Source organism: Halorubrum rarum (assembly GCF_048380895.1).
GTDB lineage: Archaea > Halobacteriota > Halobacteria > Halobacteriales > Haloferacaceae > Halorubrum.
Genome location: NZ_JBLWMN010000001.1, coordinates 59539 through 81835 on the forward strand (window position 1 = coordinate 59539; position 22297 = coordinate 81835).

The 22297-nt window shown below is 67.2% G+C and carries 21 protein-coding genes; 10 read left to right on the top strand and 11 right to left on the bottom strand.

Annotation, left to right across the window (positions count from 1 at the left end; translation table 11 throughout):
- Positions 1-35: 35 nt before the first annotated feature.
- The 4 genes from ACNSN7_RS00275 to glpA form a co-directional block, all read right to left on the bottom strand.
- Positions 36-959, bottom strand: coding sequence for a hypothetical protein (locus ACNSN7_RS00275; protein WP_418279848.1), 924 nt, complete (start codon positions 957-959; stop codon positions 36-38).
- A gap of 122 nt (positions 960-1081) precedes the next feature.
- On the bottom strand, positions 1082-2743 hold the full coding sequence (locus ACNSN7_RS00280) for an anaerobic glycerol-3-phosphate dehydrogenase subunit C (protein ID WP_418279849.1): 1662 nt from the start codon (positions 2741-2743) through the stop codon (positions 1082-1084).
- On the bottom strand, positions 2740-4119 hold the full coding sequence (gene glpB, locus ACNSN7_RS00285; RefSeq protein ID WP_418279850.1) for a glycerol-3-phosphate dehydrogenase subunit GlpB: 1380 nt from the start codon (positions 4117-4119) through the stop codon (positions 2740-2742). Before glpB ends, ACNSN7_RS00280 begins: the two co-directional genes overlap by 4 nt.
- Positions 4106-5854 carry an anaerobic glycerol-3-phosphate dehydrogenase subunit GlpA gene (gene glpA, locus ACNSN7_RS00290; RefSeq protein ID WP_418279851.1) on the bottom strand — a complete coding sequence of 583 codons (1749 nt, stop codon included), beginning with the start codon at positions 5852-5854 and terminating at the stop codon, positions 4106-4108. Before glpA ends, glpB begins: the two co-directional genes overlap by 14 nt.
- Before the next feature lie 338 nt (positions 5855-6192).
- Between glpA and glpK the strand changes: the two genes are divergently transcribed.
- Together glpK and ACNSN7_RS00300 are read left to right on the top strand one after the other, a co-directional pair.
- Entirely contained in the window at positions 6193-7731 is a 1539-nt protein-coding gene (glpK, locus tag ACNSN7_RS00295; RefSeq protein ID WP_418279852.1) for a glycerol kinase GlpK, read from the top strand.
- Positions 7732-8835 carry a DUF7973 family transport facilitator gene (locus tag ACNSN7_RS00300; protein ID WP_418279853.1) on the top strand — a complete coding sequence of 368 codons (1104 nt, stop codon included), beginning with the start codon at positions 7732-7734 and terminating at the stop codon, positions 8833-8835.
- Between the two features lie 20 nt (positions 8836-8855).
- Here ACNSN7_RS00300 and ACNSN7_RS00305 read toward each other — a convergent pair whose 3' ends face one another.
- Positions 8856-9257 carry a hypothetical protein gene (locus tag ACNSN7_RS00305; RefSeq protein WP_418279854.1) on the bottom strand — a complete coding sequence of 134 codons (402 nt, stop codon included), beginning with the start codon at positions 9255-9257 and terminating at the stop codon, positions 8856-8858.
- 133 nt (positions 9258-9390) lie between these two features.
- Here ACNSN7_RS00305 and ACNSN7_RS00310 point away from each other — a divergent pair, with 133 nt between their 5' ends.
- From ACNSN7_RS00310 to ACNSN7_RS00320, 3 genes are all read left to right on the top strand, one after another.
- Positions 9391-9594 (top strand): hypothetical protein, encoded by a 204-nt coding sequence (locus ACNSN7_RS00310; protein WP_418279855.1) that lies wholly within the window; start codon positions 9391-9393, stop codon positions 9592-9594.
- Between the two features lie 85 nt (positions 9595-9679).
- On the top strand, positions 9680-10840 hold the full coding sequence (locus ACNSN7_RS00315; RefSeq protein WP_418279856.1) for a Cdc6/Cdc18 family protein: 1161 nt from the start codon (positions 9680-9682) through the stop codon (positions 10838-10840).
- Between the two features lie 155 nt (positions 10841-10995).
- On the top strand, positions 10996-11685 hold the full coding sequence (locus tag ACNSN7_RS00320) for an HAD-IIB family hydrolase (RefSeq protein WP_418279857.1): 690 nt from the start codon (positions 10996-10998) through the stop codon (positions 11683-11685).
- A 95-nt stretch (positions 11686-11780) separates the two neighbouring features.
- Here ACNSN7_RS00320 and nikR read toward each other — a convergent pair whose 3' ends face one another.
- Complete coding sequence (gene nikR, locus ACNSN7_RS00325; protein ID WP_418279858.1) at positions 11781-12179, bottom strand: nickel-responsive transcriptional regulator NikR; 399 nt, start codon at positions 12177-12179, stop codon at positions 11781-11783.
- A 130-nt stretch (positions 12180-12309) separates the two neighbouring features.
- Here nikR and ACNSN7_RS00330 point away from each other — a divergent pair, with 130 nt between their 5' ends.
- Both ACNSN7_RS00330 and ACNSN7_RS00335 read left to right on the top strand, forming a co-directional pair.
- Complete coding sequence (locus tag ACNSN7_RS00330) at positions 12310-13449, top strand: metal ABC transporter substrate-binding protein (RefSeq protein WP_418279859.1); 1140 nt, start codon at positions 12310-12312, stop codon at positions 13447-13449.
- A gap of 37 nt (positions 13450-13486) precedes the next feature.
- The gene (locus ACNSN7_RS00335) at positions 13487-14485 is read left to right on the top strand and encodes a metal ABC transporter permease (protein ID WP_418279860.1); all 999 of its coding nucleotides are present in this window, start codon (positions 13487-13489) and stop codon (positions 14483-14485) included.
- A gap of 75 nt (positions 14486-14560) precedes the next feature.
- Here the strand turns inward: ACNSN7_RS00335 and ACNSN7_RS00340 are convergent, their stop codons facing one another.
- A complete protein-coding gene (locus ACNSN7_RS00340) occupies positions 14561-14758 on the bottom strand; it encodes a DUF5800 family protein (protein ID WP_418279861.1) in 198 nt (65 codons plus the stop codon).
- Between the two features lie 91 nt (positions 14759-14849).
- Here ACNSN7_RS00340 and ACNSN7_RS00345 point away from each other — a divergent pair, with 91 nt between their 5' ends.
- Complete coding sequence (locus ACNSN7_RS00345; protein ID WP_418279862.1) at positions 14850-15599, top strand: sugar phosphate isomerase/epimerase family protein; 750 nt, start codon at positions 14850-14852, stop codon at positions 15597-15599.
- A gap of 63 nt (positions 15600-15662) precedes the next feature.
- On the opposite strand, the gene ACNSN7_RS00350 is transcribed toward ACNSN7_RS00345, so the two are convergent.
- The gene (locus tag ACNSN7_RS00350) at positions 15663-16520 is read right to left on the bottom strand and encodes a DUF7547 family protein (RefSeq protein WP_418279863.1); all 858 of its coding nucleotides are present in this window, start codon (positions 16518-16520) and stop codon (positions 15663-15665) included.
- 65 nt (positions 16521-16585) lie between these two features.
- Positions 16586-17671 (bottom strand): NADH:flavin oxidoreductase/NADH oxidase, encoded by a 1086-nt coding sequence (locus ACNSN7_RS00355; RefSeq protein ID WP_418279864.1) that lies wholly within the window; start codon positions 17669-17671, stop codon positions 16586-16588.
- 176 nt (positions 17672-17847) lie between these two features.
- Here ACNSN7_RS00355 and ACNSN7_RS00360 point away from each other — a divergent pair, with 176 nt between their 5' ends.
- Positions 17848-18009, top strand: a complete 162-nt coding sequence (locus ACNSN7_RS00360) for a hypothetical protein (RefSeq protein ID WP_418279865.1) — start codon at positions 17848-17850, stop codon at positions 18007-18009.
- A 131-nt stretch (positions 18010-18140) separates the two neighbouring features.
- Here the strand turns inward: ACNSN7_RS00360 and ACNSN7_RS00365 are convergent, their stop codons facing one another.
- Positions 18141-20540, bottom strand: a complete 2400-nt coding sequence (locus ACNSN7_RS00365; protein ID WP_418279866.1) for an amino acid permease — start codon at positions 20538-20540, stop codon at positions 18141-18143.
- Positions 20541-20937: 397 nt separating this feature from the next.
- Between ACNSN7_RS00365 and ACNSN7_RS00370 the strand changes: the two genes are divergently transcribed.
- Positions 20938-21384 (top strand): universal stress protein, encoded by a 447-nt coding sequence (locus ACNSN7_RS00370; protein ID WP_418279867.1) that lies wholly within the window; start codon positions 20938-20940, stop codon positions 21382-21384.
- A gap of 18 nt (positions 21385-21402) precedes the next feature.
- On the opposite strand, the gene ACNSN7_RS00375 is transcribed toward ACNSN7_RS00370, so the two are convergent.
- Positions 21403-22167 carry a winged helix-turn-helix transcriptional regulator gene (locus ACNSN7_RS00375; RefSeq protein WP_418279868.1) on the bottom strand — a complete coding sequence of 255 codons (765 nt, stop codon included), beginning with the start codon at positions 22165-22167 and terminating at the stop codon, positions 21403-21405.
- Between the last annotated feature and the right edge of the window lie 130 nt (positions 22168-22297).

Below are 22297 nucleotides of genomic sequence, written 5' to 3' on the forward strand. Positions count from 1 at the left end.
GATCGACGATCGTTTATATTCCTCGAGCGCGCCGACTACAGGTTCGACGCGATGTACTCGTTCACCGTCCGGATCCGGTCCGGATCGAACGTCCAGACCCCGCGCCATATCCGCGGCTCCACTTCGACGGCGAGGAGCGCGACGCCTCCCTCGATACCCCGCCGAAGGTCGTCGTCGACGCCGTCGACGGATCTCGCTCCCTCGGGTGGCCGGTACACGACGAACCACGTGTCGGTGAAGTCCGCGGAGTCACCCGCATGGACGATCGCGCCGAGGTCGTCGGGACGGTGGTCCGGGTACCCGTATACGTGAGTGTCGACGCCGGCGTCGACGACCGCACGGTAGACCCTCCGGGTTCCGATCTCGTCGTCGAGCCGTGAGAGTCGCTGAAACGACGACCGGAGCGTTCCGGCCCCGGACTCCCACGCGACGCGCTCGATGAACCGCGAGATCGTTATCAACAGGAGCTTCTGTCGGTTCGATTCCGGATACCCGCGGAGCGTGAAGACGGTGTCGTCGAGCCCCGTAATCACCGCCGGCAGATCAAGGTCCCCGAGGCCCCGCGTCCCCGTCACGTACAGATCGGAGTTCACGAGCAGGATCGCCTCGACGAGTTCCGCCAGCGGCGAGGCGGCGACGATCTCGTCGCCCTCGAGCAGGAGCACGAGGTTCGTCACGTCGTCGAGGCTGTCGCCGTCGAACGAAACCGCGTCGCTCTCGCGGAGATCGCCGACGCTGATCGACGGCGGTTCGTCCCCGAGGAGCGTCTCGATCGACTGGAACGGTCCGGCCGTCGAGCGACCGTCGCCGCCGCTCGATCCCTGATCGATCACGTCGACGGAGTCGTCGCCGAACGTGTCCACGAGCATGTTGTGGATCGGGTCCGGCTCCGTCCGATTGACGACGACGATCGACCGTTGGACGCTGTCGAACCGGTCGATCAGTTCCACCAAACTCACCGTACCACATACTTCACCAGGTCATTTATAAACGTTTGGCGGCGGCGACCGTTCCAGAGGGCGTGGGCTTCGAAACACGCCCGGCGTAGCGTGGGCTCCGAAACACGCCCACGTACTCGGTTCTACGCGTCGAGCGCGTCCGCGAGCAGCTGGAGCGGGTGTTCGATCTCGTAGCCCGTGCCGTGTTCCATCTGCATCGCACAGGTGGGACACTCCGTCATCCCGACCTCGCCGTCGGCGTCCTCCATGTGGTCGAACATCTCCGCGCCGATCTTCATCGACGTCTCGTACTTCTCTTTCTTCCACCCGTACGTTCCGGAGATGCCCGAACAGGAGTCGCCGACGTCCTCCATCTTCACGCCGTCGACGTCGCGGAACGTCTCGACTGCCTGCCGTTCGAGCCCCTGGTTACGGGCGTGACACGGCGCGTGGTACGCGAACGCACGCTCGTCGTCGAGCCCGCCGGCGTCGGCCAGCGCCGCGTCCAAATCCTCGTGGATTCGGAGGTACTCCATCGCCTCGAACGTGTGCTCGGCGACGTCCTCGACGCCGTGGATGTCGAACAGCTCGGGGTACTCCTGGCGCAGCGAGAGCGAACACGACGTACAGGAGGCGATCACGTCCGCACCGTCGCCGATCGCGGCGACGAGGTTCTCGACGTTGGTCTCCGCGTGCCGGCGGGCGTCCGTCAGCATGCCGTTCGCGAACATGGGGGTCCCCGAACACTTCTGGGGCGGCACCAGCACCTCGTAGCCGAACTGTTCGTACACGCGGACCATCGCCTTCCCCACCTCCGGGGTGTTGTAGTTCGAGTAACAGCCGTGGAAGTACGCCACGCGCTTGTCGGGGTTCTCGACCTGTGCGCCGCCGCGCTCGTGCCACCACTCCCGGAACGTCGTCGTCGCGAACTCGGGGAACTCCCGCTCTTTGGGGATCCCGAGCGTCTTCTCCATCGCCCAGCGGAGGGGGCCGAAGTTCATCGCGAACGACGACACCCGAGGGAGCATGCTGGCCAGTCGCGCCGACGTCCGGTAGTTCGAGAGGATCCGGTTGCGGACGTACTCGACCGAGAGCTTCTCCATCTGTCTCTCGACGAACTGCCCGCGCGCCTCGTTGTGCATCTGCGAGAGCGGTACCGAGGAGGGACACGCGTCGTCACACCGCATACAGTTCGAACAGGAGGTGATCGACTCGTCGATGTCGGCGTCGTCCTTCCGCTTGAGCCGCCACTGTTCGGGCCCTTGGAACTTCGGTCCGGGGAACTCGTCGTCGACCTCGGCGACCGGACAGGAGGTGTCACAGCTGGTGCACTTATAACACGAGTCCGCGCCATCGCGCAGATCCAACTCGCCGCCGGGGAACACGTCGACCGGGTCGTACGTCTCGGGATCGAGCTCCGTCGACGTCGACCCGCCGGTGGCGCTCCCGGCGCTGCCGCCCGGTGCGCCCCCGGTGCCGCTTCCCGGCGCGCTCTCGGTCCCGCCGTCGGTCGCGGTCGGCGGCGTCCGCGACGTCTCCGGTCCGGTCCGCTCCTCGTCCGGGACGAAGATCGAGGGCTGTTCGTCGCGTCCGAGTCGCGGTACACCGGGTTCGGTGGGGTCGCGCTTGCCGTCGCCCCGTTCCTCGGTCGGTCCGCTCCGTTCCTCGGTCGGTCCGCTCCGTTCCTCGGTCGATCCGCCCCGTTCCTCGGTCGCCCGATCCCCTTCCTCGGTCGCCCGATCCCCTTCCTCGGTCGATCCGCCCCGTTCGTCCGCCGTATCGTCGTGTCCCCTGTCTCGTGTCATTGTCGTGCCTCCGTCGCCGCCTCCCGCCCGGCCACGAGGCCGGTCGCGAGCGAGACGCCGCTCGCGGACTTCTCCCGCGCCACGTCCGCTCCGCCGACCACCGATCCGGCCGCGAAAACGTTCCCGTACTGGACCTCCCCGTCGGCGTCGAGCGGCTGCGTCCGCTCGTTCGGTCGGACGCCGAACCGCGCGTACGGCTGGTCGCCGAACGCGTCGTCGACGAACCACTCGTAGCGGTCCGACGGCTGCGGGACGTGCAGATCGAAGGCCGGCTCGCGGACGCCCTCGCGGTCCGAGTCGAGTCCCTTCCCGACCAGTCCGCCCGTCGCCAGCACGAACGCGTCCGCCCCGTACGGCGTCTCGCGTCCCTTCCGGTCCACCGTCACGTGGTCGACGCGTCCGCTCGAGTCGGTCTCGACGCCGACGATCGGGTTGCCGGTCTCGAACCGAACGCCCTCGCGGTCGAGCGCGTCGTACAGCCGGTCCTCCAACCGGAGCCCCGGCAGGCTGGGCGGTCCCATCGGGATCTCGAAGACGTCCGCCCCGAGGCGGTCGGAGAGCTCCTCGCGCACCGCGGCCGCGCGCTCGTCACCGAGGAACGCGGGGAACCCGACCCGGTCCACCCGGTCGACGCTGCCGTCGGCGTCGACGATGTCGTGGAGAGAGGGGGCGACCGCCTTCGCGAGCGCCTCGCGTGCCGGCGTCCCGTCCATCACCTCGTCGTCGTCGAGCGCCTTCGCCGTCCGAGTGATCTTCGCGTCCGCGCGGAACGCCTCCGCGAACTCGACTTCCACGCCGGCGGCCGCGAAGGGGACGCCGGACGCGGCGAGCCGGTCGGCGAACGCCCGCGCGTCGTACTCCGTGAGCGACCGGAAGCCGACGACGAGCATCGAACCGTCGTCGCTCGCGAGGCCGGCCGCGGCCGACCGCGGATACCGCGCCGTCGGCTTCACGCTCCCGCCGAACGTGGGAACCAGCGCGTTGTCCTCGGTGTGTGAACCGAGGTACGCGTCGCCGACGAGGTCGTCGAACAGGGCGAGTCCGCCGCGGAGCGCGTCCGCGCCGACGACCCGATAGGGGTGGTCCTCGGGGAGCCGGTCGATCGCCGAGAACGGGTCGACGAGCGGTCCCTCCGGGTCCGGCCACTCGTCGCGGTCGAGTTCGCGGCCGGCGGTCGGCGGTCCCTCTCTGAGCGGTGTCGCGGGCTCGGTCGCGGGGACGTAACCCAGCGCGTCGATCAGTCCCGACGCCTGTCGAAGCGTGCTCGCCTTATAGGAGACGAGCCGGACGTCGGCTCCCTCACGGGCCGCCGCGACGGCGGCCGTGATCCCGGCGAGTCCGCCGCCCGCGACGAGCACGTCGCTATCGATCGCCATCGACGCCCCCGTCGGTCGCGGCCGTTCCGGACGCGGTCTCTCCCGCCGTATCGCCCTCCTCGGATTCCGGTCCGGCGTCGAACGCGCCGAAGTCGACCTCGCTGTCGAGGGTTCCGGGATCGCCGTCCCGGTTCATCGTCGTCGCGTGCAGCAAGTGGTTCAACATCGCCTGCGAGAGCTGTCTCCCCCAGAGGGCGTGTCGCTGCCCCTTCCAGCGCTCCTGGTACAGTTCGTCCTCGGCCTCGCGAACCACCTGTCCCGGGTACTCCTGGGCCAACTCCGCGGCGATCCGGTGTGAACAGAACCCGCCCTGACAGTTGCCCATCGAGGCGCGCGTCCGGATCCGAACCGCGTTGAGGTCGGACCCCGCCTCGTCGATCCCGTTTCGGACCTCCGCACGGGTGACGCCCTCGCACTCACAGACGACCGGATTCGGGTCCGTTCCCGTCAACACGTCGTCCGCCTTCGATCCGAGCCGCTGGACGGACCGACGACCGACGGGCGACCGGAGTCCGAACTCGTCCATGTACTCGCGGAGGACGCTGAACTCCTCGGAGCCCGGGAGCGGGGCGTCGGCGGTGTCGCACTCGGCGTCGTGACCCAACTTCTCGCAGACGTGGTCGCTGATCGACTCCGCCATCATTCGGTAGGTCGTGAGCTTACCGCCCACGATGGTCGTCATGCCGGACAGGTCGTCGCGGTCGGCGTGATCGAGCAGGAAATAGTCGCGCGTGATGTCCGTCGGGTCCTCCGTGCCGGTCCCCGGCGGTTCATAGAGTGGACGGACGCCCCAGAAGGAGCGAAGCGTGCGGGCGTCCTTCAGCGCCGGAACGAGCTCCGAGAGCGTCTCGATCATCAGGTCGACCTCCCACTCCTCCTCGGGGTAGTCCTCCGGGTCCTCGACCTCCTCGTCGGTGGTGCCGAGGATACAGGCCGTCTCGTGAGGGACGACGATGTCAGCGTCGCCCTTCGGTCGGCAGCGGTTGATCACGGTGTCGACCTGTCGGACGTTCATCACGGTCATCACGCCCTTCGAGGGACGGACCTCGACGTCGACGCCGGCCAGCTCGCCGACCCCGCCGGCCCACGCGCCCGCCGCGTTGACGACGTACCGCGCGCGTATCTCCTCGATCGTCCCCGGCTCTCGATGGACGCGCTTTCCGGGTCCGGAGTCGTGTTCGACCTCGACGCCGACGACCGTGCCGTCCTCGACGAGCACGTCGGTCACCTCCGCGTGGGTCTCGATCCGTGCCCCGTGTTCCCGTGCGTCCGCGGCGTTCGCGACACAGAGCCTGAAGGGGTCGACGGCGTGGTCGGGAACGACGATCGCCTTCTCGACGTCGCGGGCGAGGTACGGTTCACGCCGGCGCGCCTCCTCGCCGTCGATCACCTCCGCGGGGATGTCGCAGGCGCGACACCCCTCCAGCTTCTCCTGAAAGTACTCCTCGTCGTCCTCCGGTCGCTTGACGAACATCCCGCCCGTCTCCTCGACACAGTGGCTCGCGATGTCGCGCAGTACCCGGTTCTCCTCGATACACTCGCGGGCGCTCTTGCGGTCCGAAACCGCGTAGCGCCCCCCGCTGTGTAAGAGTCCGTGCATCCGACCGGTCGTCCCGTGTGTGAGGTTCCCCTTCTCGACGAGCACCGCGTCGAGCCCCCGCCTCGCCAGGTCCCTGACGACGCCGCAGCCGGTCGACCCCCCACCGACCACGACGACGTCCGCCCGTTCGTTCATGACGTTCGTGGTTTGGCTTCGGTACACTTTACTTTACCTCTTACCCTGAACCAGTAGTAACTATCAGTATCGTTGTTCGTATTTCTCTCGGTATACTCGCCCATATACCCCCGAATCAGTAGTAATCACGGATGAACTAGCGGACTAAACAGTAAGTTTATTATGCTCTTCCATTATGTTCACGAACGACACGGTAGTAATCGTAAAGATATGCCGTGGCGTCGACGCCCATGCGACGGTGGCGGTCGTTCGCAGTCGAGTGCTGGCTCGATCGGCTGATGGAGGACGGGCAGAGACGCACCGAAGCGGCCGGTACACCGCCGCAAGAGGGACCAAACATGACACAGTACGTCGGTGCGATAGACCAAGGGACGACAGGCACTCGGTTCATGGTGTTCGACCACAGCGGCCAGGTGGTCGCGAACGCCTACGAGAAGCACGAACAGATCTACCCGGAGCCCGGCTGGGTCGAACACGACGCGATGGAGATCTGGGAGAACACGAAAACCGTCATCCAGCAGGCGCTCTCGGAGAGCGGAACGGATCCGGAGCAGCTCGACGCGATAGGCGTCACGAACCAGCGCGAGACGACGGTCGTCTGGGACCGCGACACCGGGCGGCCGGTCCACAACGCACTCGTGTGGCAGGACCGACGAACGACGGATCGCGTCGAAGAGATCCAGGAGGCGGGCAAAGTCGAGGAGATCCGCGAGAAGACCGGACTGGAGTGTGACGCGTACTTCTCCGCGACGAAAACGGAGTGGATCCTCGACAACGCCGAGCCGCTCAAGATGCAGAGCTCCCGCGGTGGGGACCTTCGCGACCGGGCGCGAGCGGGTGAGCTCGTCATGGGGACGATCGATTCGTGGATCATCTACAACCTGACGGGGAACCACATCACCGACGTCACCAACGCGTCCCGGACGATGCTGTACAACATCCGGGACCTCGAGTGGGACGACGACCTGCTCGACGAGTTCAACGTTCCCAAGGAGATGGTGCCGGAGGTGCGGCCGTCCTCGGACGACGACTACTACGGACACACCGATCCCGACGGATTCCTCGGGAGTGAGGTACCCGTGGCCGGCGCACTCGGCGACCAGCAGGCGGCGCTGTTCGGACAGACCTGCTTCGACGAGGGCGACGCGAAGAACACGTACGGTACCGGGTCGTTCTACCTCATGAACACGGGAACCGACGCGGTCGCGTCCGACCACGGGCTTCTGACGACCATCGGATTCCAGATGTCCGGCGAGCCGGTCCAGTACGCGCTCGAGGGCTCGATCTTCATCACCGGTGCCGCGATCGAGTGGCTCGAGGACATCGACCTCATCACGAACGCCGCCCAGACCGCCGAGCTCGCGAAAGCGGTCGATTCGACCGATGGCGTGTACATGGTACCCGCGTTCACCGGACTGGGTGCACCTCATTGGGACGGTCGCGCCAGGGGGACGATCGTCGGCATGACGCGAGGAACCGAGAAGGAACACCTCGTCCGTGCCGTCCTGGAGAGCATCGCCTACCAGACGCGCGACATCGCCGAGGCCATGGAGGCGGACTCCGGCGTCGAGACGACGAGTCTCCGCGTCGACGGCGGAGCAGTCAAAAACAACTTCCTCTGTCAGTTGCAGTCCGACATCCTCCAGACGGAGATCGTGCGACCGGTGGTCGACGAGACGACCGCGCTCGGATCCGCGTACGCGGCCGGTCTCGCGGTCGGCTACTGGGAGACCATCGACGAACTCCGCGACAACTGGCAGATCGACCGCGAGTTCGTGCCCGAAGTCGACGCGACCGCCGTGGACAAGAAGTACGATCGCTGGGGCGACGCCGTCGAGCGCTCGAAGGACTGGGCCCAGGACGAGGGGGACGAGTAGATGACGCTCGGACCGTCACTGGAACTGCTGCTTGCCGGGGACGCTCTCGCACAGGCGTCCGGCTGGACTCCCGGGTCGCTCGACGCGATCCTCGACGTTCTCCTCGATCCGACGATATGGCTCGGTGCGGCCGCGGGCGGGGCGTTCGGGGCCGCACTCGGGGCGCTCCCGGCGTTCGTGTTCACGGGATTCCTCGTCATCGCCGGCGTGTTCGGCGGCGACGCGGCGGGCGGAGCCGGCGTCGGCGTCGGCTTCGGCCCGGTGTTCGGTCCGCACATCTCGTTCGCCGGCGGTGCGGCGGCGGCGGCGTACGCGGCCAAACAGGGATACATGCAGTCGGGGTTCGACTACCACAACGGGAAAGATATCACCGTCGCGTTGGGGAGTAAACCGGACATTCTCGCCGTCGGGGCCGCCTTCGGGGTTCTCGGTATCCTGCTCGAACAGGTGCTCCGACAGGGCCAGATCCCGACGGACCCGATCGCGGCCACCGTCGTGTTGAGCGCGCTCGCACATCGGGCCGTGTTCGGCTACTCCGTCATCGGCGTGGTCAGCGACAAGGCCAACGGCTACATGGACATGGGGCCGTTCGAGCGCGAGGAGATGCGCGAGCCGGACGAGGTCCCCGGCGACGGCGACAAGGACGGCTCCGACCGCCTCGCGGTCGAGCCGTGGCTCCCGAACATGTACAAGTGGTCACACGTGGCGTCGATCGGTCTGGTCGCCGGGCTGGCCGGCGCGTACGCGGCCATCCAGACGGGGAGTCCGTTCCTCGGGTTCGGCATCAGCGCCGCATCGCTGCTGTTCTTGAACCTCGGCATCGGGAAGATCCCGGTTACCCACCACATGACGCTACCGGCGGCGACGGCGTATCTCGCCACGGTCGGCACGGGCTACAGTCCGATCACCTCGCTGGCTATCGCCGGGCTCTTCGGACTGCTCGGAGCCCTCGTCGGCGAGGCGTTCCAGCGCGTCTTCTACGCGCACGGGGACACCCACGTTGACCCGCCCGCGGCCTCGATCGCGATCACCCACACGTTCATCGCGATCCTATCGATCCTCGGGATCCTCGGGTCGGCCGTCTGGGTTCCCGGAGCGGTCTGATCGCCTCGCCGAGCGTTTTTTCACGCCGTCGGAAGCCACGACGCAAGCACGACATGGATCACAACCCCGGAGATGACACCGATGCCAACCGCGGTGAGGAACCCGTGACCGAGCAGGAACGCACCGAGCGCGACGACCGAAGCCGCCACCAGGGCGAGGCCCGCAGCGCCGTGGTGGTAGTTCCCGGTGACCGGATGGTCCTGCAGGGAGAGCCGATCCGACTCCGGGAGCCGAACGCTGACGTGATGGGGGATGTACAGGCGCGTACCGATGCCCGCCGTCGCCGCGACGATCGAACCGAACTGGACGTCACCCGTCAGCTCGCGGGCCACGAGGAAGACCCCGATCGCGACGAAAAGCGCGATGACTTTGCTCCATTTGTCGGCGGTGACGACCGAGTCGTGGAACTCCGATCCCGTCATGCCCGTCGAGAGAACGGGGGACCGGTTAAGTGTGTGGACGGCGGTGCGTGCATCCGACGTGCCGGCTCCGTCGCGGATCGACGGGTCGGGTTCCACCGAGTGGATTTAAACGCCCCCGAAGCGACGAACGGGTATGACGACGCTGTTCGGACTCGAGAGACGCGACGGGCGAAACCTCCTCGTGGTGGCGGCGATCGTCGCCGTCGTCATGGCCGCCCTCGCGGACGGGGCGGTCGGCGTGCGGTTGGTGGTCGGTGTGATCGCGGGTGTCATCAGCGCGCTCGCGTTCGTCGTCTCGACGCTGCTGATCAATCGATACAAACCGGACCACTGGTAACGCCGCACGCTCGGCACCGGGCGTCCGGCGGACCGCACCGATACGTTTCGAGCCAGTTTTGGTCGTCGATCCCGGAGGCGAATCCGTGAACATCGACGACCGCATCGAGAGGCGGCTCGGATACGACGCCAGCATGGGCGTCGTCTCCGACGTCGACGCCGTCTCGCCCGTCGCGCATCCGGCGTCACCGACGGGTCGCGGCCCGGACCTCGAACGGTTTCTCGACGTGCTCGATCCCGCGTTCGCGGGGTCGCTCCCGCCGAGCGTCTACGTCCACGGGCCGAAGGGAAGCGGGAAGTCCGCGGTCGTCACCGCGCTGTTCGAGCGGCTGTCCGCACAGGGCGGTCGACGGCAGGCGATACAGACGTCGACGCGAGCGGTCGATCCGACCCTGCCCGAGTTCGTCTACGTCGACACGCGTGAAGCGTCGACGCGGTTCCGACTGTATCACGACGCGCTCGCCGCCGTCAGCGACGAGCCGGTTCCGGACCACGGGATCGGGACGGCCGAACTCGCGGAGTCGCTCGAGGCCGAGATACGCGCAGGAACCGATATCGTCGTCGCGCTCGACCACGTCAACGAACCGAACACGCCGACAGCCGCGACGCTCGTCGAGTGGCTCTCGACGGTCAACAAGCGGATCGTTCCGGTGTGTCTCGGACGCGACGACCCGGACTCGATCGGGTGGAACGCCGAGACGTCGATCGCGTTCGACCGATACCGCCACCACGTCCTCGTCGAGCTGGTGACCAGCCGGACGTCGGCCGGGCTCACCCGCGACGCGATCACTCACGATCAGGTGCGCGAGGTTGCCGAGTGGGCCGCGGGCGACGCCCACGACGCCCTGTCCGCGATCATGGGTGGCGCGTGGCACGCCGAGCGGGACGGGGCGTCGACCATCCGTCCCGAGGATCTCGACGCTGGGATCGCGGCGGTGCCGAAACCCTGCGTCGCGCTGGGGCGCGTCCTCGTGTTGTCGGAGAGCAGACAGCGACTCCTGTACGAGCTCGTCACGCTCGCCGAGGCGGACCGGGCGTCGGTCAACGCCGCGACCGAGTCGATCGCCGCCGCCACCGAGGTCGACCTCTCGCCGTCGACGATCCGGCGCGTTCTCTACGAGCTCGCCGACAGCGGGCTGCTCGATCGCGTGACCGCCGAGCGCTCGGACGGGAAAGGTCGGCCGCCGAGCCGGCTCGTCCCGCGGTTCCCGACCCTCGTGTTCCGGGAACTGTTCGAGCGCCGGTGACCCTGCCGGAGCACGGGCGATCACGGACTCACAGAGAGGACCACGGAGTCGCGGGGATCGATCACGGAACCGGAGAGAGTGACCACGGAGCCGGGCGGTGGACACTCCCTACCGGAGCGGAAGACAGTTGAGCCGTCCGGCCGTCCGTCGACGCGATGGTTCCGCCCCTCGTGCTCGACATCGACGGAACGCTGACGACACGCGATCACCGGATCGATCCCCGCGTGTTCGAGCTGCTCCCGGCGTGGGACGCGCCCGTCGTGTTCGCGACCGGGAAAGCGTTCCCGTACCCGGTCGCGTTGGCGCACTTCCTCGGTCGCCCGCAACTCGTCGTCGCGGAGAACGGCGGCGTCGTCTACGACGGCCAGGAGACGACGCTTGCGGGCGATCCCGACGCCTGTCGGGCGGTCGTCGAAACGTTCCGTGAACGCGGCGGCGACCTCGGCTGGGGCGACGGCGACACAGTCAACCGGTGGCGAGAGACCGAGATCGCGGTCTCCATCGATGCCGACGAACGACTGCTCCGAGAGGTCGTCGCGGCGTCTGGGGCCGACGTCGAGGTCGTCGACACCGGCTACGCGTATCACGTCAAATCGTCCGGCGTGAACAAAGGGAAGGGACTGGCGCTGCTTGCCGATTCGCTGGGGGTCACGACCGACTCGTTCGTCGCGATCGGCGACAGCGAGAACGACGTCTCCACGTTCGAGCGGGCCGGCGAGTCGTACGCCGTCGCCAACGCCGACCCCGACGCGCAGGCGGCCGCCGACCGCGTCCTCGCGGAGGGGTTCATGGACGGGACCGCGAGCGTGCTGGCCGCGCTTCGCGAGGACAGCGACCCGGCGTGAGCGAGCGAGTCGCGTACAGCGTTCCAACGCGGACGATCACGACGCAAGTCGGGAGCGGACATCAGACGGGAACGGACGCCAGTCGGGAGCGGACGTCAGACGGCGGTGAAACGGACCTGTTCGACCCCGTCGATCCCGTTGATCCCCTCGAGAAGCTCACGTATCACGCCCGCAGCGCCGTTCACGACGAGGGTTTCGAGACAGAGGTCCGGATCGAAGTGGACGTGTTGCGTCGCGACGATGACCTCCTCGTGTGCGTGTTGAACGTCGAGCAGGTCGTCGCTTAACCCTCTCACGTGGTGGTCGTACACGATGGTGATCGATCCCCGTTGCGGGCGGTCGGGCGACGTGTCCCAGTGGTGGTCCGCGAGGAATCCGCGCAGCGCCTCCCGGGACGCGCTGGATCGACTCGAATACCCCCACTCGTCGACGACGCCGTCGAGTTCGGCGACCAGCTCGGTCGGGAGCGTCAGACTCACTCGGTCCGTTGCCATGGTCGGACGTCGACCGCGGCCCGAATACGCGTTGTGGTCTCGCCGACGGACCACATCGTTCACGGAATATGATTATTGTACTCAAACGTGTTACGAAACTCATAACCCGAACGATCCACAACTTCACATCATGCCACTGCGACGGGACCGCGAGTCCGCCGTCACTCGGCGTCGGGTGCTCGCAGCGGGGGCGGGGTCGGTACTGATGGGGTCGTCCGGCTGTCTCGGCGGACGCGCCGAGGATCGGTCCGGTACTCCGGCGGCGTTCGCCTCGGCTTTCACGCTCGCGGAGTTCGCTCGCGCCGTCGGGGGCGACGAACTGAGAGTCGAGAACCCGGTCGACGTCGGGAGCCACGGCCACGAGTGGGAGCCGTCCGCCGATCTCCTCCCGAACGTCGTCGACGCCGACGCGTTCGTCCATCTCGACGTCGAGGGATTCCAGCCGTGGGCGGACGACGTCGCCGGTCGTGTCGCGGCAGATCACGATGACGTCACCCTCATCGACGCGACCGACGGGATCGATCTACTTCGGTACGACGACCACAGCCACGACGACACCGATCACAGCCACGACACCGACGACACCGATCACAGCCACGACATCGACAACGACACCGACCACAGCCACGACACCGACGACACCGATCACAGCCACGACATCGACAACGACACCGACCACAGCCACGACACCGACGACACCGACGACGACCACACGCACGGGGAGTACGACGCCAAGTTCTTCACGGACCCCGTGCTCGCCCAGCGCAGCGTCCGAAACGTCCGCGACGGGCTGATCGAGATCGACCCGGACAACCGGGCCGTCTACCGTCGCAACGCCGCGGCGTACGTCGAGCGTCTCCAAGCGGTCCACGATGAGTACGACCGGGCGCTCTCGGACCGCGAGCACGACGTCGTCGTCCTCGCCGGTCACGACTCCTTCCAGTACCTCGGAGAGCGGTACGGGTTCGACGTCCACACGCCGGTCGGGCTCTCCCCCGATCACGACCCCACGCCCGGCGAGCTCGCCCGGGCGGTCGATCTCGTCGAGAGAGAGGGGATCGACTGCGTGCTCTGGGACCACTTCGACGGCCCGGACGCCGCGGCGTTGATCGCCGAGGAGGCGGACCACGACGTCGACACGGAGATGGTGTCGCCGGCCGAAAACACCACGCGGGAGTGGCTCGACGCCGGCGTCGGATCGTATCTCGCACAGCTGGAGGAGATCACGCTGCCCGCGTTCGAGCGGGCGCTCGGCGCGACGGAGGCGTGAGCGTGGATCGTCCCGGCGTGTGGGCTCCTCCCGGCGTGTGGACTCCTCCCGGACGATGACCCGCGAGGCGTGGCTCGATCGGGCGTTCGCGGGATCCGGACTCGCGGTCCTCGCGGTCTTCGTCGCGATCGGTTTCGGACTCATGCCCGACCGGTTCTTCGACGCCAGCTGTGCGGTCGGGCTCGCGCTCGGAACCCGGATCGCCTGCTTCGGGTTCATGTGGAACGCGCTCGCGGTCGGCGTGTTCGTCGGAGTGATCGGGCCGACGATCGGGACGTACGTCGTGTACCGCCGGATGGCGCTGATCGGTGAGACGGTCGCACACGCCGCGTTTGCCGGCGTCGCCATCGGAACGCTGCTGCTCGGGACGGCCGGCTGGAACGCAACGCTGTTCGCGTTCGCCCTCGGCGCGGCGGTGATCGGCGCGGTCGGCGTCCAGCTGCTGACCGAACACACCGATGACCACGGTGACGTCCCGATCGCGATCGTGTTGGCCGGCAGCTTCGCCGTCGGCGTGTTGGTTCTGGATCTGGGCGGCGGCTTCGCGACCGTCGAGATCGGCAGCTACCTGTTCGGCGGCATCTCCGTCACCGACGACCGCAGCGTGACCGTGATGACGGTCCTCACGCTCGTGGTGCTCGGCGTCGTCGCCGTCGCCTACAAACAGCTGCTCTTCGTCACGTTCGACCCGCAAGCGGCCCGCGTCGCCGGGATATCCGCCACACGGTACAACGCACTCGTGGTGGCGTTGACCGCGGTCGTCGTCGTCGGTGCGATGCGTATCCTCGGGGTCATCCTCGTGGCCGCGATGCTTGTCGTCCCGGTCGCCGCGGCGGCACAGGTGGCGGGGAGCTTCCGACGCGCGCTGTACGGGTCGATCCTCGTCGGCGAGGCGTCGGTGATCGTGGGGATCGTTCTCGCATGGACGTACGGGCTCCGTCCGGGCGGGACGATCGTCGTCGTCGCCGTCGGCATCTATCTCGCGGCGGTCCTCGTCGGAACCGAGCGAGGAGCGGGAGTGGAATCGGGAGCGTGAGCTGGAGGGTATAAAAAGGCGAGGAGCGCGAGTTGGACGGACGAGGCGAGTCGGATGCGTCCGCGGCCGTATCGGCTACAATACGTCGCCGATGCGGACCGGCTCGCCGTCCAACGCCGGCTCCTCGGCGACGATCTGGAGGACCTCGTGGTCGGTGACGTCGCGGAACGACTTCCCCGTGGCCTCTTCTATCAGTTCCTTCTCCAGTTCGAATTCCGTCCCCTGATAAACGACGTCAACGCCGCGGTCGTGAAAGGACAGCTGAGTGCTCATACCCGCCGCTAGGCGACTCCTCGATAAAAGAGGAGCGGGTACGGCCAGCGATGTGCCGGGTTTATAAGCCGTCGCCGCCCGGAGCGTCGACATGGACATCGGCCTCACCGTGGGCGTCGACCTCGATCGACTGGCGGCGTCGCCGACGCGGTTCGACTTCGTCGAACTCGGCGTCGGCGCGGGGAGCCTCCCGCCGGAGGACGTCGATCCGGACCGACTCGACGACGCGCTCGCCGGTCGCGACCTCGTCGTTCACCTCCCGTACAGTCAACCCCTGACGAGCTACGCGGACGAGATCAACGACGCGATCGTGGCGTACCAGCGTCGACTCCTGACGACGGTCGGCGACTTCGGCGCGGAGAAGGCGGTGTTACACGCCACCTCCGCCGACCGCGACGACGTCGAGTTTCGCGACGTCGCGGCCGACCAGCTCCGCCGCGTCGCCGCCGCCGGTCGAGACGCGGGCGTCGAGGTGGTCGTCGAGAACGTCGGCCACCAGCACGGCGGCTTACAGCTCTCCGTGCTCGGGGAGATCGCTCGCGAAACGGACACGCCGATCTGTTTCGACGTCGGCCACGCCTACATGGAGGGCGGGAACAAGGCGATCACGCGGTTCCTCAGGAGCCACGGCGACCGGATCTCGCATCTCCACTGTCACGACGTACGGCGGCGCGGCGACACCCACCTTCCCGTCGGAGCCGGCGAGGTCGACTACGAGGCCGTGAGCGCCGAAGCTGCCGGGTTCGACGGCACCGTCGCGATCGAGGTGTTCACCGACGACGACGCGCTACTCGTCGACTCCGCCGAGCGGGTCGCGAACCACCTCGATGCGACGTTTTGAGCGTCTTCGATCCCGCCCGAGCCAGCGATAGAACCGTGCCGCACTTCCGTTCGCCCACCGGCTTCACCGACCGTCGGAGTCGTCGTCCGCGGGGTCGTCGTCCGCGGGGTCATCGTCCGCGGGGTCGTCGTCGCGGGTCCCAGCATTCGTCTCGTCAGCGTCGTCCATCATCCCGGTTTCGGCATCGTCGCTGAGAGCGTCCTCGTCGACGGCGTCGAGCTGCCGTTTGATCGACTCCAGCTCGGAGTCGACGTCGACCTCGGGTGCGGGGTCGTCGTTCGCGGCGTCCGCAGTCGTCGAATCGTCCGTTTGGTCGTCGCTCGCGGGGTCGTCGCTGGTGGAGTCATCGCTCGCGAGATCCGTCACGTCGATGCTGATCGCCCCGTCGTCACGGGCTGGCCGTTTCGCCGGCTCACCGTCGCGCGAGCGCCGGGATCGGTCGAGCGAATCCACGTCGCGACGGCTCTCGTCGATCCGCGCTTCGATCTCGGCAGTCAGATCGCGGGCGTCCTGCACGATCGAACGCGACGCGGCGTCCTCGGGGAGGTCGGCCTCCGAGAGCGCGGTCCGGAGCTCCGAGAGCGACCGGGCGAGCCCCGCGCTCGCCTCGTCGCGGACGCTGCCGAGGCGGTCCGCGGTCGCGTCGGCGTCGACGTCGAGGCCGCGGCCCGGCTCGGCGAGGCGGAGCGTCCCGCGAAGCAGCTCCAGCGACTTGATCGTCGTCTCCAGTACGGCGATCAGCGTCGGGATGGTGTACTGCTCGGTGAACCGGAGCAGTTCGGAGAGTCGCGGGGGACGCGGTGGCCCGCGGCGCGCCCGCTCCTCGCGTTTCAAGTCGCGTCGTAGCTCGGAGAGGACGTCCTCGAGCTCGTCGAGGCGCTCCTCGAGGTCGTCGTCGCGTGGACGGTCACGGGAACTCATACGCGCCCGTTGGCGTTCAGTACGTAAAAGATCCGTCCGGACCCGCTCAGTCGAACCGGACCCGCTCAGTCGAACCGGCCGCGACGGTACTGGACCGGCCACTCGACGTCGGCGTCGAGTTCGTGTGCCGCCTCCAGTGCCCAGTACGGGTGTCGGAGCAGTTCCCGACCGATCGCGACGAGGTCGGCCCGCCCGTTGCGAACCAGCGCGTCGGCGTGAGTCGGCTCCGTGATCCCGCCGACGGCGGCGACGGGGACGTCAGTTGCCTCGCGGATCGCCTCGGCGTACGGGACCTGATACCCCGGCCCCGAACCCGGCAGTTTCTGGTCCGGGTGGATCCCGCCGCCGGAGACGTCGATCAGGTCAGCGCCGGCCGCTCGGAGGAGCGGCGCGAGCCGGACGGAGTCATCGACGTCCCAGGACTCGCGGTTCGGGAGCCAGTCCGTCGCGGAGATCCGGACGAACACGGGTTTATCCTCGGGCCAGACCGCACGAACGGCGGCGACGACCTCGCGAACGAGGCGCGTCCGGTCCTCGAAGCTCCCGCCGTACTCGTCGTCCCGGTCGTTCGTGACCGGCGAGAGGAACTGGTGGAGCAGGTAGCCGTGTGCGGCGTGGACCTCGGCGATCTCGAAGCCGGCGTCCAACGACCGCTCGGCCGCGGCGCGGAACGCGTCGACGACGTCGGCGACGTCGTCCGTGTCCATCCGCCGAGTCGACGCCTCCGTCGACTCCGGATACGGGTCGTCGGTCGCCGAGATCGTCTCCCAGCCGTCCTCGTGGTCCGGTGTGAGGCCATGGCCGCCCTCGGCAGGCGTGGCGTGGGACGCCTTCCGGCCGGCATGAGCCAACTGGATGGCGGGAACCGAGCCCTGCGACCGGACGAACTCCGTCACGGGCTCGAAGGCGGCCGCGTGCTCGTCGGACCAGATCCCGAGACACCCCGGCGTGATCCGGCCGCGGGACTCGACGGCGGTCGCCTCCGTGGTCACCACTCCGGCCCCGCCGACCGCGCGCGAGCCGAGGTGGATCCGGTGCCACTCGTTCACGAACCCGTCCTCGGCGGAGTACTGACACATCGGGGACAGCATCACCCGATTCGGCAGCTCCGTCTCCCGGAGCGACAGCGGCGTGAAAAGCGAGTCGGTCATCGTCGAACGATGGGTCGCCGTGGGCTAAGGGCCTCCGGTATCCCGACACGGTTGCCCGTATCTCGACCCTCGGTCGACGGCGACGACCACCGAACGTCGCCGACCGGACGGTCGTCCGCCCCATCGGTTTAGGCCGGCCGAAACCTATATACGTTCGTGCTCCCGAGAGACCGGTAATGAGTACCGGAGACGGGACCAAAGCCGGCACTGACGCGTCCACGAACGATCTCCCTATCGTGGCAATGAGTCACACCTCCCCCGACAGGACGGTGTTCACCGAGCAGGGCAACACCGACGCGTGGATCGCGACGGATCTCACGGTCAATCTCGAACGATAGCGACTCCCTCAAACGATAGCGACTCCCTCAGACGATAGCGACTCCCTCGGGGAGCGAACCGCGTTTCCGATGTGCGGTCGTGCGAGGTACCGCTCCGGTCTCCCACTCCTCGACCGCCGTGTGTTTCTCAGTCAGTCGTCGACGTTCGTCGTGCGTCCGTCCGTCTCCGAGGTATCCGCGGTTATCGCGTCGTCCTCCCGGTTCACGTGGGACCCCCGACCGAACAAGCGATCCCACCACGACCGCTTGCCCGGTCGCTCGCACAGCAACACCGAGGAATCGACCTGGTTGACGATGTCGTACACCAGCGAGCCGCTGACCAGCCGTGAGAGCAGTCCGCGCTCGGTCGCGCCGACGATCACCATCGTGGAGTCGCGGGAGTGACGGGCGATCGCCGCCTCGACGTCGCCGCCGGTGTCGACGGTGAGTTCCGCGTCGCCGAGGTCGTGTTGTTGCGCCCAGCCGCCGAGGAACTCCGCGCCGGCAGCCCGTTTCTCGTCGCCGTCGACGACGTACAGCAGTTCCACTTCGGAGCCGCGACCGTCACGGAGGGTTCGCGCGACCTCCGCTGACAGGTCCGAGTCCGATCCGCCCGCCGTCGGGACGAGCACGTGTTGGGGGTCGAATCCGCGGTCCTTCAACACGAGGAAGTCACACGGAAGCTCCCGGGTGAGTTCGTCGAACCCGCGAGAAACGGTCCCCGAGGACCAGAACGGCTGGTTCGCCCAGCCCATCACGACGAGATCCGCACTTCCGCTTGCGGCCGCATCGAAGATCTCCTCGAACGACTGGTGTGAGATCACGGTCCGCGTCTCGACGTCGACGCCGAACGTCTCCGCGCTGTCGCGTGCGGAGTCGAGCAGGCGCTGTGACTCGGCGTCGATCCGGTCGATGTGCTCCGCGCCGGCATACAGCGGCGTCTGGTCGGGTACCGAGACGATGTGAACCGCCTCGACGACGCCGTCGTTCGCCGTCGCCATGATCGACGCGAGCTCGATCAGCTCGCTTTCGGTGCGGGGGTTCGCGAGCGGCACCATCACGCGGTAGTCCGTCTTGTCCGGCTGAACGGACTCGGCCGCGGACACCGCGGGTTCGGGCATCTCTTCCGCGCGGTCGAGCACGTACTGGCCGAGATACCCCTGGTGAGTCGTCTCCGCGCGAGCGTACAGGAAGTACCAGAGAACCGCACCGACGACGAAGGCCGCGGAGAGTCCGATCTCGATGGGGCTCATGAAGCCGATAAGTCCGAGCGACAGCACGATGCCGGCGATCGGCGTGATCGGATACAGCGGGACGGTGAAGTCGGGATCGTACTCCGGGACGTCGGCCTCGCGGAACACGATGAGGGCGGCGTTCATCAGCGCGTACACGATCAGGTGGAGCACCGACGCGGCCTGCGCGAGGATCGCGAGGTCCCGACCGAGCAGCACGATGAAGAAGACGATCATGCCGCCGGTGAGCAGGATCGACCGGTATGGCGTCGAGTAGCGTGGGTGGATCTCGTTGAGCCAGTCGGTGACGATCGCGTCCCGTCCCATCGCGAAGTTGATGCGGGCCGACGAGAGGATCGAGGCGTTCGCCGAGGAGGCGGTCGCGAGCAGGGCACCGACGGTCATGACCGTCGCTGCGGCTGCGGCGAAGCCGCTAACGCCGAGTAACTGTTCGGGGAACGCGATCCCGGCGGCCTGCGCTACCGGGGCGTTGAGATCGAGTTCGTTCCACGGCACGACGCCGAGCATTATCGTCACGAGGATCCCGTAGATCACGGTGACGATCGCGACCGATCCGATGATGGCTATCGGGAGGTTACGGCCGGGATTTTTCAACTCCTCGGCGACGGTCGCGATCTTCGCGTAACCTAAAAAGGAGACGAACACGAGCGCCGTCGCCGGAAGGATCGCGCCGTAGCCCTCGGGCGTCGGTGCCCAGCCCCCCTCGCCGACGAGGACGGCGTAATCGAACGAGAACCATCCCGCGAGCGCGAACGCGCCGAGAATGACGAGGAGGACCGTGACGATGATCGTCTGGATGCCGCCGGTCTCCTTCGCGCCGACGTAGTTGACGCCGACGAAGAGGACGCCGGCGAACAACGCGCCCATCTGGATCTGGCTGAGCGGACCGATCGACGGGACCAGTGCGATGGACCCGACAAGCGGGATCGCTACCGTCACGTCACCGATAACGGTGACGAGGTACTGTCCGAATCCGATGGAGTAGAACGCGGAGGCGAACGCGAGTCCGAGCCAGTCGCCGAGACCCGCGATCGAGCCGAACATCGGGCCGAGCGCGCGGTTGACGTAGTAGTAGCCACCACCGGCCTTCGGCATCGCGGTCCCCAGTTCGGAGACGGATAACGCGTTCACCATCGCGATCAGCCCGCCGACGACGAAGGAAACGACGACGATCGGTCCCGCCTCCTGTGCGGCGACGCCGGGCAGTACGAAGATGCCCGCGCCGATCATCGTCCCGATCCCGATCGTCATCGCGGAGACGAGCCCGAGGTCCTTCGCGAGCTCCTCGTCACCGCTCATCCACACCACCTCCCGTTCCGTCGGTGCGAAATGCGAGGGACCGAGCGGTGTGGAGCTGCGGGTCCGAGTCGTCTCCGCAGTCGTCCGAGCGGTTCCGTCCGTCCGTGACGAGCCGATCTCTCGGGCGGTCGTGTCGACAGTCTGACGTGGATGGGATCAGCGGATACATGGGATGCGCCGGGACGTCCCCCGGTCGGTACCGGAGGACCGTCCCGTAGTCACCCGGCGGTTCACTCGTTCCGAACTTAACCGACTCGATCCAGAATTGTTGAAAGGCCAAAGAAGTATATAAATAAAATATGTATACCGCATATTCATCTCTATTTATCAGGCCTTTCGTGAATATATCGTGGGATCGGTCGCACAGGTTTTTAACCTGATGTCGTGTATTCCGGGCATGGATGTCGATCCGAAGACGGGACAGTACGACCTTCTCGAGCACGTTCTCGTTCCGGTCGCAACCGAGGACGACGCGCTGAAGACCGCTCTGGCACTTGCACCGTATGACCCGGACCACGTAACCGCCGTACACGTCGTCGAAAAGGGAGGGGGAATCCCTGACAAGACGCCCGTCGAACAGTCTGAGCACTTGGCGGAGCAGTCGTACGCTGCGGTGCGGACCGTGTTCCCGGACGCTGACGAGCATACGGCGTACGGTCGAGACGTCGTCGGCAGGATCTTCGAGGCGACGGATACGCTCGATGCGAGCGCTATCGCCTACCGCTCTCGGGGTGGTAACCGGATCATGCAGTTCCTCTCCGGTGATCGCTCGCTCAAACTCGTTACGGGAACTGACGTGCCAGTGATCGCACTTCCGCGATCGGACACGAACTCCTCGAGCTGATGGATGACTCGGGTGCGTTCAGCCGCGGTGGATCGACGATGGATCGTCTCCGCGGAACGCTTCGAGCGTCGACTGGTCGACACCACCTCGGGAGAAAACCGTGACGACGTCGTCTGCTTCGACCGTGGTGTCGCCGTGTGCCGTCCGGACCTCGTCGTCGCGTTCGATCGCGATGACCAGCGCGTTCTCCCCGATAACGCCCCGTGTTGACGCCTCGGCGAGGGTCGTTCCGACGATCGGTGCGTCGCGCCGGACGGTCATCTCGGCGACCTCGGAGCCGCCCGAGAGGCTGACGAAGTCCGAGACGTTCTCGACCGGTTCGTCGTCCGGGCTGAACGGGGCGTACGGATGGTACGTCTCCGTCTGGATGAGGTCCTCCTCGTCGATCTCGACGCCGACCCCCGAGATCGCCCGCGCGATACGTCGAAGGTCGGACGTCCGCTCGCCGACGGCCATCACGTGGAGGTTTCGGCGTCCGGTCATCAGCTCACGAACGTTCACCACTCCCGGAACGGCACGGACCTTTGCCGCCAGTTTCTCCCGCTCCGCGAGCGGCGCGGTACACAGGAGCAGATTCCGCAGGCGGCCGTCCGCGGCCTCAAAGTCCACGTTCGCGTGATACCCCCTGATGACGCCCGCGTCCTCCAAGCGCTCGATACGGTTTCGGATCGTTCCCGGGGAGACGTCGACTTCCTCCGCGATCTGGGGTGCGGACGTCGTTCGTGCGTCCGCCATCAGCGCGTGGATCACCCGTCGATCGATGTCGTCGAGACGATACGTCATACCACTCCGGACGACGGCGATCCGGAAGTGTGTGTCGTCCGCCGAAACGATTCAAACGAACGGATTAAGCCGATCGCCAATGAAAACGCCGGCATGAGCGTTCATTCATCGGATCGATTCGTATCGTCTT